The organism is Muribaculum sp. NM65_B17 (assembly GCF_004793735.1).
Lineage (GTDB): Bacteria > Bacteroidota > Bacteroidia > Bacteroidales > Muribaculaceae > Muribaculum > Muribaculum gordoncarteri.
On sequence record NZ_SRYY01000003.1, the window covers coordinates 160,745 to 177,752 of the forward strand.

The window sequence follows — 17,008 nt, forward strand, 5'->3', positions numbered from 1 at the left end:
TGATAAATTCCGGCTATGAATCTCTATAATTTGAAACTGCTGAAAGCAACCTTAGTGACGCTTGTCATGCTCTTGGCCATGTCGTGCAACTCCCCTGCCGGGCGTAACGCTTCGGCCGCTACTGACACTCCCGTCGATACCATTTCCCGACCGGAATCGGCCATGGAGCTTGTGGTGCCCGAGGCTCCGGCTACGATGACCGACCCGCAGGAGATGGCAGGTTATGTCGCAATCCATTTTTGGGATAATATGGACTTCTCCGATACAATAAGGGTGAACGATGACCGGTTTATGGAGCACCACTTTGCCAACTATTTTTCGGTGTTTCCCTACGTGTCGGCCGATGATGCCGTCAAGGCGGCCGGGCGGTTGGTGAAGCTTTCGGAGGTGACGCCTGCGTCATTGGGCACGGTGCTGCGTGTGACGCGACGCTTTCTCACGAGCCCTAACTCGTCGATGCGCGATGAGGAGCTTTACTACATCTTCCTTGAGGCGGCTTCCAGGTCCGATTCACTTGATGACGCTTCGCGGGTGAAAGTCGAGGATGGAATCAAGGAGGTGCTTAAGAACAGGCAGGGCACACCGGCGGCCGATTTCAAGGTGATTGACAATCGGGGAAAGAACACTACGCTTTATGGCGAGGCGAAGGCCGGCCAGTGTAGGCTGGTGGTTTTCTATGACCCCGAGTGTAGCCATTGTCATGAGATAATCGAGGAGCTGAAGCAACTGGATGTCCTCGCTTATGCCGTAGAGGCGGGATTGGTTAAGGTGATGGCGGTGTATGCCGACGGCGACAGTGATGTGTGGGAACGGTCGCGCGACTCAATGCCCGGGGATTGGATGAACTGTATGTCACCCGGAGGGGAGATAGAGGAGAAGGAGATATATTCGCTTCCTGCAATGCCGGTGCTATATCTCATCGCTCCCGACAACAGCGTCATATTGAAGGATCCTCCGCTGCCGCTGCTTGCCGATTGGCTCTATAATGAGATGTCGGCTGAATGATGATATAACGCTTCCTTAAGGGCGGCGAGAAAGGCCGCTCCGTGTAGCCGGTCGGGCTCCATGTAGTTGCCTTCGCCCCATTCGTTCCATGACTTCAGGAGTATGATGCGGTGCTCTGGTGACTTGTCGGCCACTCGGCTTATGGCATCGGCTGCATGGCGGGCAAAAAGCTGAGGCGTGTTGCCGGTGTAGATTTGCGCTTTGCGTCCGGCTCGGGGAGAGCGGTCGTAGCCCGGTAGGATTGTAGGGTAGACATCCTCGCGACGGTCGGTGTCGTCACATATCCACTTGATTATTTCGGCATAATCGTAACGCTGCAATGCCGCGTTCAGGTGTTGCGACAGGAAGCTGCGTGCCATTTTGAGCCACTTTGAGCCTGCGACATGACATTCGGCTCTCCACATGTTGTAGTTGCAGTTGTTTACCGAGTCAAATCCGGCGTCGATCAGCTCGTCGACGGTCATGTCCTTGCGGCTCACCCTTATGGCCGTCAGATGCAGTCCTTTAAGCCCGGCTTCGGTAGCGAGCGACTTCCACAGCTTGATGAAACCTTTCAGGTCGGGTATGTCACAGGGGGCCCATATCGCAAAGAGCGGGCATTGGTCGACGGTGATGTAACGCTTGTCGCGGAATGCCGGCAGGCAGTAGTTGAAGTGGGCTATATGGTCGTCGACGCCGGGGTAAAGCTGGTTGAATATGGTGATGCTTTTGTGTCGTCGGCCACCCGCTGCGGTCCACGACCCGGTGTGCCAGGAGTGGTTGGCCCATCCCATGCAGAAAGGGTAGTCGGGAGTCCCCGATGACAGTACATCCTCGAGCGGGCGGTTGAGCGCCATCGTTCCGTTGCCAAACCAATAGTGCCAGTACATGAATCCCTCGATTCCCGCGTCGGCGGCAAGTCGGGCCTGCAACTCGCGTATTTCGGGGCGTGACAGGTCGTAGAAGCCGAGTGTGTTGTCGGGCAGCTTGGGCTGCTCGTGACCCTTGAACAGCGGGCGCGCCTTTGTCACGTTGTCCCACTCGGTGAATCCCTCTCCCCAGTAGCGGTCGTTGACCTCGGTGCGGTGGAACTGAGGCAGATACATGGCTATCACTCTCGCCTTGAGCCGCTCGTTATCGGTGTGGTCGTTTCTCTCCTTCATAGTAGTACTCCGACTTGTCGGGATTGGAATGAAATATCGTGTAGAAGTAACGGTACTTGGCCTGGGTGAAGTAGACCTTTTCGCCAAACATCGCGTTGTAATAGGCTTTGCCGGGAATCAGGAGCGCGAGAGCGAGGAATGCGGCGTAGACTGTGCGTGACGCTACCGACGATGAGTTTTCGCGCATGGCCTGAAGCAGTAGCGGCAGGGCGATGATGAATGTTATTTCGTAATAGTAGTTCAGTCGGGCGAAGTTGCCGAAGAGGAAGTTTCCGCCCATGAGCGAGGCGATGGCGATGAGGAATATCTTGAACCCTTCGGGCGATGTGCGGCGGTTGTAGATGAGCAACAGAATGAACATGGCTGCGCTGAATATGCGCGAGAATATTCCCGGCATTGTGGCCTTGGGGTCCATGCGGTCCTGCTCCTCGATGTACATCGTGTAGCGGTCGTCGCCCATCTCGTCGCCCTGCACCACATCGACAACATCATACAGCAGGTCGCTGAATGATGAGAGGCTGAACGACATGAGGAGAACGTAGACCGCTATCAGCGATATTATGGCAACCTTGTTCAGCCGGAATCTGACGAGCGGAAGCAGGAAGAATGGAGCGCACACCAATGCCGAGGTGTGGATGTTGACTGCGGCGGCAAATGCCGTCACGGCCCACAACCAGCGCAACCGGTTGCGGGAGTAGACCATAAAGTATATGACCCAAAGCACTATCGCCATCGCAAGAAACTGACGCTTCATGTTCATGTAGAGCAGCATGTTCATGGGCTGTATGATTAGAATCACTATGCCAACCCACATGTAGGCTTTTGGGACGGCTCTCTTGTAGAGGAAGCAGAGCGTGTACATCTCGAAGGCGGCCATCACGGAGTTGAATACGATGAATCCCACAGGGCGGAAAATGTCGAGTAACATTCGATAGAGCGGTTCCCACATTACATGCTCGCCGGGACGGTTGAAATTCTCATAGTACACCGGATAGTCGCGGGTGGTGTAGAACTCGATTGAGAACATGACCCATGCCGCTATGAATATGGCGTTGATGAACTGAAGCCGCTCGTAGTTACTCCTGTACCACAGGAAGAGCATCGACAATGTGAATATGACAAACAGATTGTAGACCATTACCGTGACATTATTGATTGATAGGCTTCGATGAGTTGCTTTGCGATTGTTTCGGGAGCGTGACGCTTGCGCGATGTCGACAGTGCCGCCGATGAGAGGCGTGACATCATGTCGGGGTCACCGCTAAGTCGCAATATCGCTGACGCAAGTGCGTAGGGGTCGTTGACTTGTGTGAGCAGGCCGTTGACTCCGTGGGTGATGATCGAGGGTATGCCTCCCGTCGCCGAGGCTATGCACGGAACTCCGAGCGCCATCGCCTCACACAGCGAGTTGGGGCTGTTGTCGATGTAGGAGGGCTGGATGTAGAGGTCGCAGTCGAGCAGCTCCTCCTTTATGGTGTCGGCGTCGAGCACGCCGAGAAAGCGCACGTTATGTCGTGCAAATGTGTCCTTCTCCATCCACTCCACATAGTCACTGCAGGCGGGGGAGCCTATTATGTGCCATTCGATCTTCTGACCGGCGGTGTCGTGGAGGCAATGCGCGGTCTTCAATATTATGTCGAGCCCCTTCCACAGGCTGCCGTGTACGGTGGTGCATAGACGCAGTGTATTGCGGCCGTTGTGGAGGCTCCATTGCCGCGTCATGTCGAGGAAGCACGGGCGTAACGCCTCGTTGCAGGTGAAGTAACGCGAGCCGGGCGAGAGGAGCGATGTCACGCTTTTGTCCCACTCGGTGCGTCCCATGTAGTTGTGACATGCAAGCATCACCCTGCGCTCGCGCTCGACGCGTTGACGGCTCTTGCGCGGTTCGAGCAATGCTCGCAGTGCCTTGTGGGGGCGCAGTCGTGACAGTTGCCATGCCGCTTCGGTGTAACTGTTGTAACGCGGCGGATAGAGCGTGTTGTGACATGGTGCCATGAGCCCCTGCAGATGCGTCACTACCGGCACATCGGTTAGTGCGGCGATAAGACCGAAGCACCATTCGCTGCCGAAGCACTCTATTATGTCGGGCTTGAAGTCGTTGACGATCTCCATGCAGCGCGGCATCAGGTAACGCTCCTGGTGCGAGAACTCGATTTTGTTGCGGAGGCGGTAGATTAGTGAGTCAATACGGATGGGAAAGTAGGTGACGCGGTCGCGTACTCGCTTTTGGTTGTCGACGGGATGCTCGAATGCCACGGCAAGTTCAATGCCGGGAATGTCACGCACGATGCGCTCAAGCGCACCTATCCATCCGCCGCCGTTGTTAAATGGCCGGTATCCGTCGTCATAGAGCGACGGGTTTGTTGAAAACCACAGCACTCTCATTTCGGTAAATTGAAGTCTAAACCATTAAGCCGCATCTTTAGTTGGGTCAGAAACCTGAAGATGACGCGGTCGTCCCTCACCACATGGTGCTCATGCCACAGGAAGAAATCCACTTTGCGGCGTATCTCATTCTTTTTGGCCGAAAAGGCCGAGCCGCGTGCCATCTTGTCGTGGTACTCTTCGATGCTTTTGCTCCAGTAGTGGTTGATGCGTATAGTGTTGTGTCGCGGCAGTGGATGATGGTCGGGATACACGACAAAGCTTCCCGACTCATTTACCATCGGCACCTTGAATTTGATTCCGAAAATCGATACGGAGCCGTAGAGGTAGTGCACAAAGAGCTCCTCGAGAGGAAACGCTGTGTTCCATATCGGTTTTCCGGTGTTGCGCAACTCCTGCCATGATGTGGTGTACTGCTCTATAAGCGTCTTCTCGGAGTCGGGATGCAGTCGCCCCGCAGTTCCGAACATCAGCCAGTACAATATCACTCCGGGATACTTTTCGTAACGCTTGATCCACTCCTTTATGTCGGTTGCCTCATGGGGGCAGATGTACTCGTCAAGGTCGATGAAGGCAATCCATCGGCACGACTTGCCGAAATTGGCCGAGCAGTGCATGTAACACTCCATCTGTCCGTGTTCACGGGGCCATTCGGTGAGCGTTACGACTCCTTTTTCAATATAGGGTTGGAGTATCGACATGAAATCGTCGGTCGAGAAGTTGTTGTAGAGGAATATGTGGTCGACCCCTATCAGCAAGTGATATTCAATCCATTCGCGCATGTAACGCGCTTCATTGCGGAATATGGCACATATCGCAAACATGTAACGCGCATCGCTGTTTACGCATGGTCGACGCATGGCAAACAGGCCGCGGTAGAACAGATTTACCGCCGGCGTGACTATGTGTCGTTTTATCGCTATCTTCATTGTCTTGTTCATGACCGTTTGCGTATATGGTTCAATATCACGTTACGTTCCTCTCTCGTTATGCCGAATGCATAGACCGACGCCGATAACGACAGCGTCAAGATGACGCACATTATAAATGTGTTGACAATCGTGTCGGCGTCAAATATCCACAGCTGCAGCGCAATCGGCAACGGCAATGTGAACAATGTCACGTAGACGATGGGCGCGAATGTGTCCGACATGTACGATTTCATCGTTATTGTGGAGTTGGCTATGGCATATTTCAACCTGATATATAGGGATATGTATCCTATTACTATAAACGGCAGGTAGACACAATAGGGGGGCAGCCCTGCATATAGCGCGAGGCACATGAGCGGCAGATTGGACAACTGCAACAGTGACAGCGTAATCTGGCTGCTCTTTATTCTCCCCGATGCAAGCGTTACGGTGTCGAGTACCGACGAGGCGGGCATGATGAGGATGTAGATCATTATGATGCGCACAAAAGGCACCGTGTACGACGGCACCGATTTCAGCCACAGCGACAGCAGCGTGTAGGTGCGGAACAGCAGCGGCAGACACAGCAGAAGCGTGAGATAGGTGCCAAAACGTGTGCCACGGCTTACGAGCGAATTGAAGAATGCTGTGTCGCCCGAAGCATAGGAGCGGGTGAGCTGCGGCCTTATAGACATCATCAGATTTTCAACGAGCGACCTCACGACATTCTCAATCTGTGACGCCAACCCCTTGGCGGCGTTCATGAGCACGTTGAAAAATAGGTTGAGGACGATGCCTATGCTCTCGATTGTGATTATCGAACTGCTTGAGCCGAGGAAATTCCAGCCCGATATTCCGAGTATTTCGCGGTATATGCGCTTGTCGGTTATCTTGACCATGCGACATTCGCTGAAGTGGCATCGGCAATAGATGCCGTAGAAAATTCTCACCGCCACGCTCAGCGTAGTCAGCATCGCGGCGTAAAATATAAGCCGGTTGCTCGATGTGTGCATGAGCGCGACGGCTATCCCCAACTTGACTACCGACTCGGCTATGTTGACGGCTGCAAAGAGGCCCATGCGCTCCTTGGCGGTGATGACGGCATTATAGGGGACGCTCAGCACATTGAAAAGAAATGACACGACCGATAGCTGATAGACTACATGCACTGCCGGCATGTCCTCGGGCGGGAAGTTCAGTTTGGTGTTGACAATCCACAGTCCCAGTGTTTCAAAGAGGATGAGGATGCCGGCTGCGAGCAACCGGTGCAGCTTGACCGATGCGGTGAAGATTCTCGACAGTTCGTCGATGCCGTTACGTTCCATGGCGATGTTGATGAAGCGCTGGGTCGACGAGATGAACGAAGTGCTGAAGAGGCTGAACATCGTGACGGTGCTCCCCACCAGGGCATACACGCCGAAGTCCTCAAATCCGAGAGCTTCCAGAACTATGCGCGAGGTGTAGAGCGAGATGACAAGCGTGACCACCGACCGGCAGTACAGCAACATGGAGTTGCGTGCTATGCGCCGGTTGTTGTAGCTGTTGCGTGTCATGTCGGTTGTCGTTGAGAGGAATTATGCCTTGCCATAGCCGTAACCGTAGCCGTAGCCTTTGCGCACATGGGTGCCGTTGAGCACAAGCGCAATGTGGGGAAGGCGTTTTTCGGCATAAAGTCGGTTGACAAATTCGATGTCGCTGAATGTCGTGTGGTTGGCACGGCACACATAGATTGTAGCGTCACTTACGCGGGCGAGCGAATAGGTGTCGCTTACCATGCCTACCGGTGCGCTGTCGATGATGATGTAGTCGTAGCGTGAGCGCAGTTCGCTGAACAGGTTGTCGACGCGCGTCGACATGAGCAGCTCCGACGGGTTGGGCGGTACCGGGCCTGAGGTTATTATGTCGAGTCCCTTTACTTCGGGGTGGTGTACCGTTATGTCGTCGATTGTGTATTGCGACGACGAAAGATAGGTGGTGAGTCCGGTTTCCGATGCCACTCCGAGATAGTTGGTGAGCTGCGGATTGCGTATGTCCATTCCCACGAGCACCACGCGCTTGCCCGAAATGGTGAGTGATGCAGCCATGTTGATGGCGACAAACGACTTCCCTTCGCCGGCTGTCGACGACGTAACGAGCAGCACTTTGGCGTTGATGCCTCCGGTTATGAACTGCAGGTTGCTTCTAAGCAGGCGGAACAGTTCGGCGGTCGACGACGATGAGTTGCCGGCCGTGACCATCTTGTCGCCGCTGCGGTCAAGCGACACTTCTCCGAGTATGGGTATGGTGGTGAGCCGTTGCAGTTCACGGATGTCAGAAATCTTGTTGCGTATCAGCGAGCGGAAGTAGAGCCACAGCGGCACGATGAAGAGTCCGAACAGAAACGCGAGGATTAGCACTTTGGCCGGTGTCATGTTCACTTGGTCGGAGAGTGCGTAGGCCTTGTCGATTATCATTCCCTTGGGTACGGCGTTGGCTATGCGCAGTGCCGATTCCTCACGCTCCTTGAGCAGAAACAGGTAGAGATTCTCCTTCACGGCCTGTCGACGCTTTATGTTGACAAACTCACGTTCCCTTGCCGGGATATCGCCGAGGCGCGACTGCGAATCCCCGCTCTTGCCGCGGAGCTCGTTCAACGTAACGCGTGCCGACGCTATCGAACGTTCCAGCGTCGTGGCCACATTGGATCGCATAGCGTCGATCTGCTCGTTGAGGGCCGTGAGCACCTTGTTGCCCGGCTTCGCGCTCTTTTCAAGACGGATGCGTTCAAGAATCAGCGAATTATAGGCTTCTATTGCCTCGGCGGCCGCTTCGGCCCCGAGCGGGGTGGGAATCAGGTTGAAACGGTTGGCGGGGTCGGCTATGAAGTCACGCGTAAGTTCAAGCACGCCCACTTCGGTTTCGGCGGCAATGAGGCTCTCCTCGAGTGTGCCTTTCCGGGTCAGGAGATATTTGGTTTCTACTTCCACATCTACAATGTCGTGCGACTGCTTGTACTGCTCGATGTCGCTTTCGGCATCGTTCAGCTCCTTTGAAATGTCGACGAGCCTCTTGTCGATGAAGTCGGCTGTCTGTTGTGCCTTCCGTTGGTTCTCCTCGATGCCGCGCGCGTTATATTGGTCGACGATAGCGTTGACCACGCTCTTGGCGTAGTTTATGTCGGTGCTGTTGAGAGCAACGGTTATCACATCGGCCTTCTTGTTGGGGATGTAGCACATCACCTCTTTCTGTAGCCGCTCCGCCGCAAGGTCATATCCGCAGAATCCTATCTGCATCGACAGACTCCGATCCTTTTCATATTTGTCGGTTGTCGACAGGATGAAGTCGCCGTAGGGCGTAGGCAAGGTTACGGGAAATCTCTTGTCCTTGACTTCGCCTACTACCTTATTGCGGCTGTTGCGTGCCGTGACGCTGACCAGGCCCTCCTTGTCGGCTCTCAGCTTGAACTTCAGTGAGCTGCGAAGCGTGTCGGCTATCCCGGCTGGAGGCGTTAGCTTCACCGGTGAGCCGGAGTACTTCGTCGTCCGTTTTATCAGATTGTTCTTTACCGTGTAGGTAATGTTGCATCCGAGCTTTTCGGTCACGTTGCGAAATAGCGAGTGTGAATTTAGTATCGACATCTCCTCGTCGACCGATGTGTTGTTGACAAACATGTCGGCCATGCTTATTGAGCGCATTAAGTCAGATGTCTTGTCATCGTCGGTTATGAGGATATTGGCCTGAATCTCATAAACTGGAGCTTTGATGTATATGTATAGTACAGCCAATGCAAGACATGCCGCGATTGAAATAAGGAATGCCGGCCACTTGGAGCGATATAGGCTGATGAGGTCGGCTATCTCAATGCGGTTGTCACGCTTTTTGTATACGGGATTGTCAGGCTTCATGGGGATGGATGCGTTTTAGTTAGCGTATTACAAGGGCGATTATCAGTGACGCTATCACCGAGCATGCTCCTGTGACGGCCGATACGACCGATAGCTTGAAGGCGTTGTTCTGGTTGTACTTTGAATTGTCCTTGCGAATCTTGTTGGGATTCACACACACTACATCGTTCTGTTGCAGATAGAAGTAAGGCGACGACAAGAGTTCCGAGTCGTTGAGGTTGAGGTGATGGAATGTCTTTGTTCCGTCATTTTCCTCGCGCACGAGCAGTATATTGTCACGTTCACCGTATTGTGTCAGGTCGCCGGCATCGGCAAGCGCATCGAGTATCGAGTATCGCTCGCGGTTCACATCTATCGAACCCGGGCGGTTGACCTCGCCCATCACATTGATGCGGAAGTTGACAAGCACTACTTTTACATAGGGGTCCTCTACTTGGGCGCTGATTTTTTTTACGAGCAATGACGCAAGTTGCGATGTCGTCATGCCGTCGACATGGAGCATGCCTATGCCCGGAAATTTTATGTCGCCGCTTTTGTCGACGATATAGGTCTGCTGCTTGCCTTGCGACGGGGTCATTATGTTGTTCTGCGTGGCCGGATTGGAGAGCGGTAGGTTGTATTCGGCGGTAGCTTCGGGCACGAGCGATGTCACGGTTATGAGCAGTTCGTCATCGGGGCGGAGCTTTATCTCATAGTCGGTCGATGGAAGAGTGCCCGATTGCGTGCCGCTCAGGTCCTCGAAATAGGTCAATGACGATTTTGGCGCGTTACATGCCGTCAGCATCAATGCCGCTGACAATATAATTATGTGTAGAATTGTTCTCATATCGATGAAGAGTGATGATTGCTCGACAAGGCGTCACATTGTGTGGCCTTATTGAGATAACGTAACATGAGGTACGTTTATTTTGCTATGTCGTCGGTCAGTTTCGACCAGTTGGAGGGCCCGAGGGTTTGCCAGGCATACTGTCCGCTGTGGGCGCGGTGACTCTTTATATAATAGATGATGTTGCGTATCGGACGCCACAGCAGAGCCAACGGCACGGAGAAGAAGAACCGGTGTCCTCCGAGCGCGCGTGACGCACTGTTCCACGAGGCTATGAGCGGAACCCATAACAGAAGAGCCACTACTATGTTGGAGCTTATTACAATGATGTTGCGAGGGGCGATGGCGATCGATGCCGCAGTGAGCAGCAGCCACACCCACAACAGCGCAAGGCAGAATCCGTAAAGGCGGTGCTGCCACTTGCCGGCGTGTGATGATGTGAAGGTGTATTGCAGTTTTTTGCGCTTCATCGCTTCTCGCGGATTGGCAAACGATGTGCTTACATGACTCTCGCGCGACAGCTCCACCGCAACGTTGCGCGGAGTGGAACACTGATGGATAAACACGTCATCGTCGCCATAGCTGAGATTGAGCGACTGAGAGAATCCCTTGTTCTTGAAAAACAGGCTGCGACGGTAGGCGAGATTGTCGCCGTCGCCTCGATAGGTGTGTCCGTCGAGTGCAGCTGCCAGATAATGCACTATGTCGATGAGCCAGTCGTGGACTTCGCTACGCGACGGGGTGTTGGCCACGTTGTCGAGGTCGGGAAATGCGTAGCCTATCACGATGTCTTTCTCGGGGTCGTTGAAGTGACGAGCCATCTTTTCGAGCCATCGTTGCGATGTTATGCGGCTGTCGGCTGTTACGAGCACTATCGATTCATACCGGGCCGCCTTGATGCCGAGCGTTATCGCAAGTTTCTTGCGCGACACGTTGCGGGTGTCATGAGGCGTGAATGTGTGATATAGATTCTTGTGAGTCGCTTCAAGTTCGCGCAGCAGTGAGTCGGTGGCCTCGTCGTTGCCGTCGTTGACGACTATCACCTCAAAGCCGCCGTCGTAGTCCTGCGACAGCAGCGAGGGGAGCAGCGCGGCCACTCCGTCGGGATTTTCATAGGCATATACGATGATGGATGCCGGGGAAAGCCCGAAAACCTGATTGGTGTCGTCGGCTTGTCGACGCGCGTTGCGTACGACAAGTATTATGCGTCGTGCATATATGATGAGTATTGCTATTGCTGTAGCTGCGGCCAGGCAGGAAAGCGTCAACGCCATCAATGCCTGATTGTCGATATTGTAAGTCACTGTGAGCGATTTGGCTATTTATTGTGCAAATTTACAAAACCTTTCACAATACACAGCAAACGCGCGTGAAAAAGATGATGTCGCGTCGGGATGATGTGCGATATAAACCCATTAATTTGGTTAACAATATTTAACTTTGGCTCTGCGTTATGTTGAGCCGCCTTGAATCGGTGTGATGTAAATCTACAATAAGGTTCTGTGTCAACCGCTACTTGCCAACTCACTATTGTGCCTTATTTCGCGGAGTTTTGGCTTATTGTACTTATTACAATTAGGACTGTCGCGATTCTACAGAAATACATATTGTAGTTATTACATTAACCCATGAAAATGATATTGTATAAAGTAAGATAACTACTGAGGCTATAAACAATGTTTTACAACATAAAATTGAATGTTGCATATTCATAAAATATCGTTACTTTTGTGTCGGAAATATATATGGAATCTATGCAAGGTGAAGTAATTTATCCTCCATTAGCCAATAATCACATATCTGTCGACTGCGTTGTGATAGGATTTGACGGAACACAATTGAAAGTGCTCCTCGTTAACCGTCACGGCGAAGAAGACGGGCTCGCTTATCACGACATGAAACTTCCCGGAAGCCTCATCTATCAGGATGAGGATCTTGACGGGGCCGCTATGAGAGTGCTTAATGAACTTACAGGCGTCAAAAACATCAAGCTGATGCAATTCCGTGCCTACGGATCGAAGAACAGGACAAGCGATCCCAAGGATGTGCATTGGCTCGAGCGTGCACAGCAGGCCCATGTAGAGCGTATAGTTACCATCTCCTATCTCGCGCTTGTGAAAATCGACCGCGCAATCGACAAGTCGCTTGATGCCCACAAGGCCGGTTGGGTGCCGTTGAACGATGTCAAGCGCCTGGCATTTGACCATAACCTCATTCTCGCCGAGGCGATGCATCGCATCAGGGATGCGGCCGAGGTGAATCCGGTGATGCTCTTTGACCTGTTGCCCCGAAAATTCACCGCATCGCAATTGCGCACAATGTTTGAGCTTATCTACGGCCATGCGATCGATGTGCGCAACTTCCACAAGAAAATAGCAATGATGGACTATGTGGTGCCTCTTGAGGAGAGGCAGCAGGGCGTGGCTCATCGTGCGGCGCGTTACTACAAATTTGACCGAAAGATATATAATAAGAACAGACGATAACCAATTATATAAGCTATGTACTTATTAGGATATGATATAGGCAGCTCGTCGGTAAAAGCGAGCATCGTTAATGCCGAAACAGGAAAGTGTGTTTCATCGGCTTTATTCCCCAAGTCGGAGGCCGAGATTATTGCAGTTAAGCAAGGTTGGGCCGAGCAGCGCCCCGAGCAGTGGTGGGAACACCTGAAGCAGTCGACAGCCGCAGTGCTTGCCGAGTCAAAGGTGAATCCGGCCGACATAAAGGCAATCGGAATCTCCTATCAGATGCATGGACTTGTGTGCATCGACCGTGACCACAATGTGCTTCGTCCCGCCATTATATGGTGTGACTCCCGCGGAGTTCCCTACGGCGAGAAGGCATTTGACGAGCTCGGTCATGAAAAGTGCCTGAGCCACCTCCTCAACTCTCCCGGCAACTTCACCGCCACCAAGCTCAAATGGGTGAAGGACAACGAGCCCGAGGTGTTTGAGCGCATCGACAAAATCATGCTTCCCGGCGATTATATAGCAATGAAGCTCACCGACCGTGTGTGCACTACCGTATCGGGACTTTCCGAAGGTATGTTCTGGGACTTCAAGAACGGCCGGATAGCCGACTTCCTCATGGAGTATCTCGGATTCAGCAGCTCGATAATACCCGAAATCGTGCCCACATTCTCGGTACAGGGTCAGGTTACCGCCCATGCAGCCGCCGAACTCGGTCTTGCCGAGGGTACTCCGGTGTGCTACCGTGCCGGCGACCAGCCCAACAACGCTTTGTCGCTTAACGTATTCAACCCCGGTGAAATCGCCTCTACCGCAGGAACCTCGGGCGTTGTTTACGGTGTAAACGGCGAGATAAACTATGATCCCAAGTCGCGTGTCAACACATTCGCTCATGTCAATCACACCAATGAGCAGACACGCCTCGGCATATTGCTGTGCATCAACGGCACCGGCATCCTTAACTCCTGGATTAAGCGCACCGTGGCTCCCGAAGGCATCAGCTATCCGGCCATGAACGACCTTGCCGCACAGGCTCCCATAGGAAGCGAAGGCGTGAGCATACTCCCCTTCGGCAACGGAGCCGAGCGCGTGCTTAAGAATCGTGAAATCGGCAGCTCGATTCACGGTGTAAACTTCCTGAAGCATGGCAAGCAGCACATCGTGCGAGCAGCCCAGGAGGGTATCGTATTCTCGTTCCAGTACGGAATCGAGATAATGGAGCAGATGGGAATGGATGTGAAGAAGATTCACGCCGGACACGCCAACATGTTCCTCAGCCCGCTCTTCCGCGAAACACTTGCCGGTGTGAGCGGTGCCACCATAGAGCTGTTTGACACCGACGGTTCGGTAGGCGCAGCCAAGGGCGCAGGCATAGGTGCCGGAATCTACAAGGACAACAACGAGGCTTTTGCAACACTCGACCGCATCGAGGTTATCGAGCCCAAGGAAGCCGACCGTCAGGCCTATCGCGACGCCTACGGATTGTGGAAGCAGCGCCTTGAAACCATCTTGAACAAATAATCACTATTACATAAAAACTAAAAGAAACTTTTTAAACAAATTCTATTATGGCAACAAAAGAGTATTTTCCCGAGATCGGTAAAATTAAGTTTGAAGGTAAGGACAGCAAGAATCCTCTCGCCTATCGTTACTACGATGCTGAGAAGGTAGTGCTCGGTAAGAAAATGAAGGATTGGTTGAAGTTTGCCATGGCATGGTGGCACACACTTTGCGCTGAAGGCGGCGACCAGTTCGGTGGCGGCACCAAGAAGTTCCCCTGGAACGAAGGCGATGCCATGACAGTTGCAAAGCAGAAGGCTGATGCTGGTTTTGAAATCATGCAGAAGCTCGGAATCGAATATTTCTGTTTCCACGATACCGACCTTATCGGTGACCTTGGCGAAGACATCGCCGACTACGAAGCCCGCATGGTTGAAATCACCAACTACCTGAAGGAAAAGATGGCTCAGACAGGCATCAAGAACCTTTGGGGTACTGCCAACGTATTCGGTAACGGCCGTTACATGAACGGTGCTGCTACCAACCCCGACTTTGACGTAGTAGCTCGCGCTGCAGTTCAGATCAAGAACGCTATCGACGCAACTATCGCCCTCGGTGGTACAAACTATGTGTTCTGGGGTGGCCGCGAAGGTTACATGAGCCTTCTCAACACTGACCAGAAGCGTGAAAAAGAGCATCTCGCAACTATGCTCCGCATCGCTCGCGACTACGCTCGTTCAAAGGGCTTCACCGGAACATTCCTCATCGAGCCCAAGCCCATGGAACCCTCAAAGCATCAGTATGATGTCGACACTGAAACTGTAATCGGCTTCCTGAAGGCTCACGGTCTTGACAAGGACTTCAAGGTGAACATCGAGGTTAACCACGCTACTCTCGCAGGTCACACATTCGAGCACGAACTTGCAGTGGCTGTTGACAACGGCATGCTCGGTTCAATCGACGCTAACCGTGGTGACTATCAGAACGGCTGGGATACCGACCAGTTCCCCATCGACAACTTCGAGCTCACTCAGGCCATGATGCAGATCATCCGCAACGGCGGCCTCGGCAACGGCGGTACCAACTTCGACGCTAAGACTCGTCGTAACTCTACCGACCTTGAGGACATCTTCATCGCTCACATCGCTGGTATGGACGCTATGGCTCGTGCTCTTGAAAGCGCAGCTGCTGTTCTTGAGGAATCTCCCTATAAGGAGATGATCAAGGAGCGTTACGCTTCATTCGACGGCGGCAAGGGTAAGGAATTTGAGGATGGCAAACTCTCACTTGAGGATGTTGTAGCTTATGCCAAGACTCAGGGCGAACCCAAGCAGACCAGCGGCAAGCAGGAGCTCTATGAAGCTATCGTAGCCATGTATGCCTAAATGACGCCTTCTTCATCAGCATTTAATTCAGATATATATTCTGAAGCTTGAATAAGGGAGAGTCTGACCGGCGGCGTGCAACGACCCGGTCGGACTCTCTTCTTTTTAACCGATGTCAAGGCTCATGATGCCGATGAACCCCGACCAATCATTATATTATAGTTAACCTTGATGAACATGACTGCCGAGCCGTGACGAGGAGTTGATCACAGCCCGTCGGCCGCTTGACAGGAGTGTGATTTAGACAATCAGCCGGACGTGCCGGGCCATAGATTGGTGATAACTTCAGATTTATGAATATGAAAAGAGTTTTTTTGTTTATAACGGGCCTGTTGCTCACCGTTTCGCTGTCAGCCGCTTCAAAGTGGACGGGTACATGGGCTACTGCTCCTGAATATACGGGCAAGGGCGATATGCCAAAGACGATGACGCTTACCGGAAATGCGCTCCGACAGGTGATTCACGTGTCGGTGGGCGGTGACGAACTTCGTCTTAAGCTGTCGAATGAATTCAGCGACGAGCCGGTTGAGATTCGCTCGGTCTACATAGCCGATGCAGCCGAAGGCGAGAAGATTAATCCCCGCACGGTGCGTTACCTTAAATTTGACGGAAAGGAGAGCGTGACGATAGAGCCTCACGGCTCGGTCTACAGCGATGCCGTCAAGTATGACCTCAAGCCGCTGCAGCTGTTGTCGATAACCATCAACTACGGAGACAAGACTCCCGAGCACGCTACTTCACATCGCGGTTCACGCACCACATCCTACATCATGGAAGGCCTCTCCAAGCCTAATAAGGAGTTTGTCCCCGCTGAAAAGCTTGAACACTGGTACAATATATGCGCCCTTGAGGTGATGGCCGACGGCAAGGAGTGCATCGCGGTGCTCGGTAACTCGATAACCGACGGACGCGGCACGACAACTGACAAGCAGAACCGCTGGACCGATGTGTGTGCTGAGGCTCTTAATGGAGAAGTGGCCGTATTGAATCTTGGAATAGGCGCCAACTGTGTGCTTCGCGGAGGAATCAGCGAGCCTGCAGTGAAGCGTTTCGACCGTGACATAATGGGGCAGAACGGATTGACCGGAATCGTGATCTATGAAGGCATAAACGACATAGGCGGAAGCCGTCACGCCGAGAAGACAGCCGCCGAGCTGATCGAGGCCTACACTTCGTTTATCGAAAAGGCGCGTTCAAAGGGCCTTAAAGTGTATGGCGGCACAATCTCACAGATTGGCAACACCGATTATTGGTCATACTTCCATGAGGCTACCCGCCAGGCGGTGAATGAGTGGATACGCACATGCGGAAAGTTTGACGGCGTGATCGATTTCGATGCCGTGCTTGCTGATCCCGCCAATCCTTTGAGATTGAATCCCGATTATAATTTTGACGGACTTCATCCTAACGCCGCAGGCTATAAGGCGATGGGTAATGCCGCCGCCGAAGTGCTCTTTCCGGAAAAAATTAGATAAAACCAAACTTTAATAATAAACTTA

The 17,008-nt window shown here is 52.8% G+C and carries 13 protein-coding genes; 5 read left to right on the plus strand and 8 right to left on the minus strand.

Annotated features, from left to right (window positions below):
- The first annotated feature begins 15 nt into the window (after positions 1–15).
- A complete protein-coding gene (locus E5354_RS05275; protein WP_135946675.1) occupies positions 16–1,005 on the plus strand; it encodes a DUF5106 domain-containing protein in 990 nt (329 codons plus the stop codon).
- On the opposite strand, the gene E5354_RS05280 is transcribed toward E5354_RS05275, so the two are convergent.
- From E5354_RS05280 to E5354_RS05315, 8 genes are all read right to left on the minus strand, one after another.
- Positions 981–2,147, minus strand: coding sequence for a glycoside hydrolase family 99-like domain-containing protein (locus tag E5354_RS05280; RefSeq protein ID WP_135946676.1), 1,167 nt, complete (start codon positions 2,145–2,147; stop codon positions 981–983). The genes E5354_RS05275 and E5354_RS05280 overlap by 25 nt on opposite strands.
- Positions 2,119–3,285, minus strand: a complete 1,167-nt coding sequence (locus tag E5354_RS05285; RefSeq protein WP_135946677.1) for an EpsG family protein — start codon at positions 3,283–3,285, stop codon at positions 2,119–2,121. The genes E5354_RS05280 and E5354_RS05285 overlap by 29 nt, the downstream gene beginning before the upstream one ends.
- Positions 3,285–4,532, minus strand: coding sequence for a glycosyltransferase family 4 protein (locus E5354_RS05290; RefSeq protein WP_135946678.1), 1,248 nt, complete (start codon positions 4,530–4,532; stop codon positions 3,285–3,287). The genes E5354_RS05285 and E5354_RS05290 overlap by 1 nt, the downstream gene beginning before the upstream one ends.
- Positions 4,529–5,473 (minus strand): glycosyltransferase family 92 protein, encoded by a 945-nt coding sequence (locus E5354_RS05295; RefSeq protein WP_135946679.1) that lies wholly within the window; start codon positions 5,471–5,473, stop codon positions 4,529–4,531. Before E5354_RS05295 ends, E5354_RS05290 begins: the two co-directional genes overlap by 4 nt.
- Positions 5,470–6,996 (minus strand): lipopolysaccharide biosynthesis protein, encoded by a 1,527-nt coding sequence (locus E5354_RS05300; RefSeq protein ID WP_135946680.1) that lies wholly within the window; start codon positions 6,994–6,996, stop codon positions 5,470–5,472. Before E5354_RS05300 ends, E5354_RS05295 begins: the two co-directional genes overlap by 4 nt.
- Positions 6,997–7,017: 21 nt before the next feature.
- Positions 7,018–9,327, minus strand: a complete 2,310-nt coding sequence (locus E5354_RS05305; RefSeq protein WP_135946681.1) for a GumC family protein — start codon at positions 9,325–9,327, stop codon at positions 7,018–7,020.
- A 19-nt stretch (positions 9,328–9,346) separates the two neighbouring features.
- Positions 9,347–10,153 (minus strand): polysaccharide biosynthesis/export family protein, encoded by an 807-nt coding sequence (locus E5354_RS05310; RefSeq protein WP_135946682.1) that lies wholly within the window; start codon positions 10,151–10,153, stop codon positions 9,347–9,349.
- Positions 10,154–10,230: 77 nt separating this feature from the next.
- Positions 10,231–11,457, minus strand: a complete 1,227-nt coding sequence (locus tag E5354_RS05315) for a glycosyltransferase (RefSeq protein ID WP_135946683.1) — start codon at positions 11,455–11,457, stop codon at positions 10,231–10,233.
- Between the two features lie 441 nt (positions 11,458–11,898).
- Between E5354_RS05315 and E5354_RS05320 the strand changes: the two genes are divergently transcribed.
- The 4 genes from E5354_RS05320 (at position 11,899) to E5354_RS05335 (ending at position 16,984) form a co-directional block, all read left to right on the plus strand.
- On the plus strand, positions 11,899–12,639 hold the full coding sequence (locus E5354_RS05320; RefSeq protein WP_135946684.1) for an NUDIX hydrolase: 741 nt from the start codon (positions 11,899–11,901) through the stop codon (positions 12,637–12,639).
- Positions 12,640–12,654: 15 nt separating this feature from the next.
- The gene (locus tag E5354_RS05325; protein ID WP_135946685.1) at positions 12,655–14,145 is read left to right on the plus strand and encodes a xylulokinase; all 1,491 of its coding nucleotides are present in this window, start codon (positions 12,655–12,657) and stop codon (positions 14,143–14,145) included.
- A gap of 47 nt (positions 14,146–14,192) precedes the next feature.
- The gene (xylA, locus tag E5354_RS05330) at positions 14,193–15,509 is read left to right on the plus strand and encodes a xylose isomerase (protein ID WP_135946686.1); all 1,317 of its coding nucleotides are present in this window, start codon (positions 14,193–14,195) and stop codon (positions 15,507–15,509) included.
- 299 nt (positions 15,510–15,808) lie between these two features.
- Positions 15,809–16,984 (plus strand): SGNH/GDSL hydrolase family protein, encoded by a 1,176-nt coding sequence (locus E5354_RS05335; RefSeq protein WP_135946687.1) that lies wholly within the window; start codon positions 15,809–15,811, stop codon positions 16,982–16,984.
- Positions 16,985–17,008: the final 24 nt, after the last annotated feature.

Bases quoted from the DNA above. Each gene is read 5' to 3' on its own strand.
- E5354_RS05275 (WP_135946675.1), top strand. From the start codon at position 16: ATGAATCTCTATAATTTGAAACTGCTGAAAGCAACCTTAGTGACGCTT.
- E5354_RS05280 (WP_135946676.1), bottom strand. From the start codon at position 2,147: ATGAAGGAGAGAAACGACCACACCGATAACGAGCGGCTCAAGGCGAGA.
- E5354_RS05285 (WP_135946677.1), bottom strand. From the start codon at position 3,285: ATGGTCTACAATCTGTTTGTCATATTCACATTGTCGATGCTCTTCCTG.
- E5354_RS05290 (WP_135946678.1), bottom strand. From the start codon at position 4,532: ATGAGAGTGCTGTGGTTTTCAACAAACCCGTCGCTCTATGACGACGGA.
- E5354_RS05295 (WP_135946679.1), bottom strand. From the start codon at position 5,473: ATGAACAAGACAATGAAGATAGCGATAAAACGACACATAGTCACGCCG.
- E5354_RS05300 (WP_135946680.1), bottom strand. From the start codon at position 6,996: ATGACACGCAACAGCTACAACAACCGGCGCATAGCACGCAACTCCATG.
- E5354_RS05305 (WP_135946681.1), bottom strand. From the start codon at position 9,327: ATGAAGCCTGACAATCCCGTATACAAAAAGCGTGACAACCGCATTGAG.
- E5354_RS05310 (WP_135946682.1), bottom strand. From the start codon at position 10,153: ATGAGAACAATTCTACACATAATTATATTGTCAGCGGCATTGATGCTG.
- E5354_RS05320 (WP_135946684.1), top strand. From the start codon at position 11,899: ATGGAATCTATGCAAGGTGAAGTAATTTATCCTCCATTAGCCAATAAT.
- E5354_RS05325 (WP_135946685.1), top strand. From the start codon at position 12,655: ATGTACTTATTAGGATATGATATAGGCAGCTCGTCGGTAAAAGCGAGC.
- xylA (WP_135946686.1), top strand. From the start codon at position 14,193: ATGGCAACAAAAGAGTATTTTCCCGAGATCGGTAAAATTAAGTTTGAA.
- E5354_RS05335 (WP_135946687.1), top strand. From the start codon at position 15,809: ATGAAAAGAGTTTTTTTGTTTATAACGGGCCTGTTGCTCACCGTTTCG.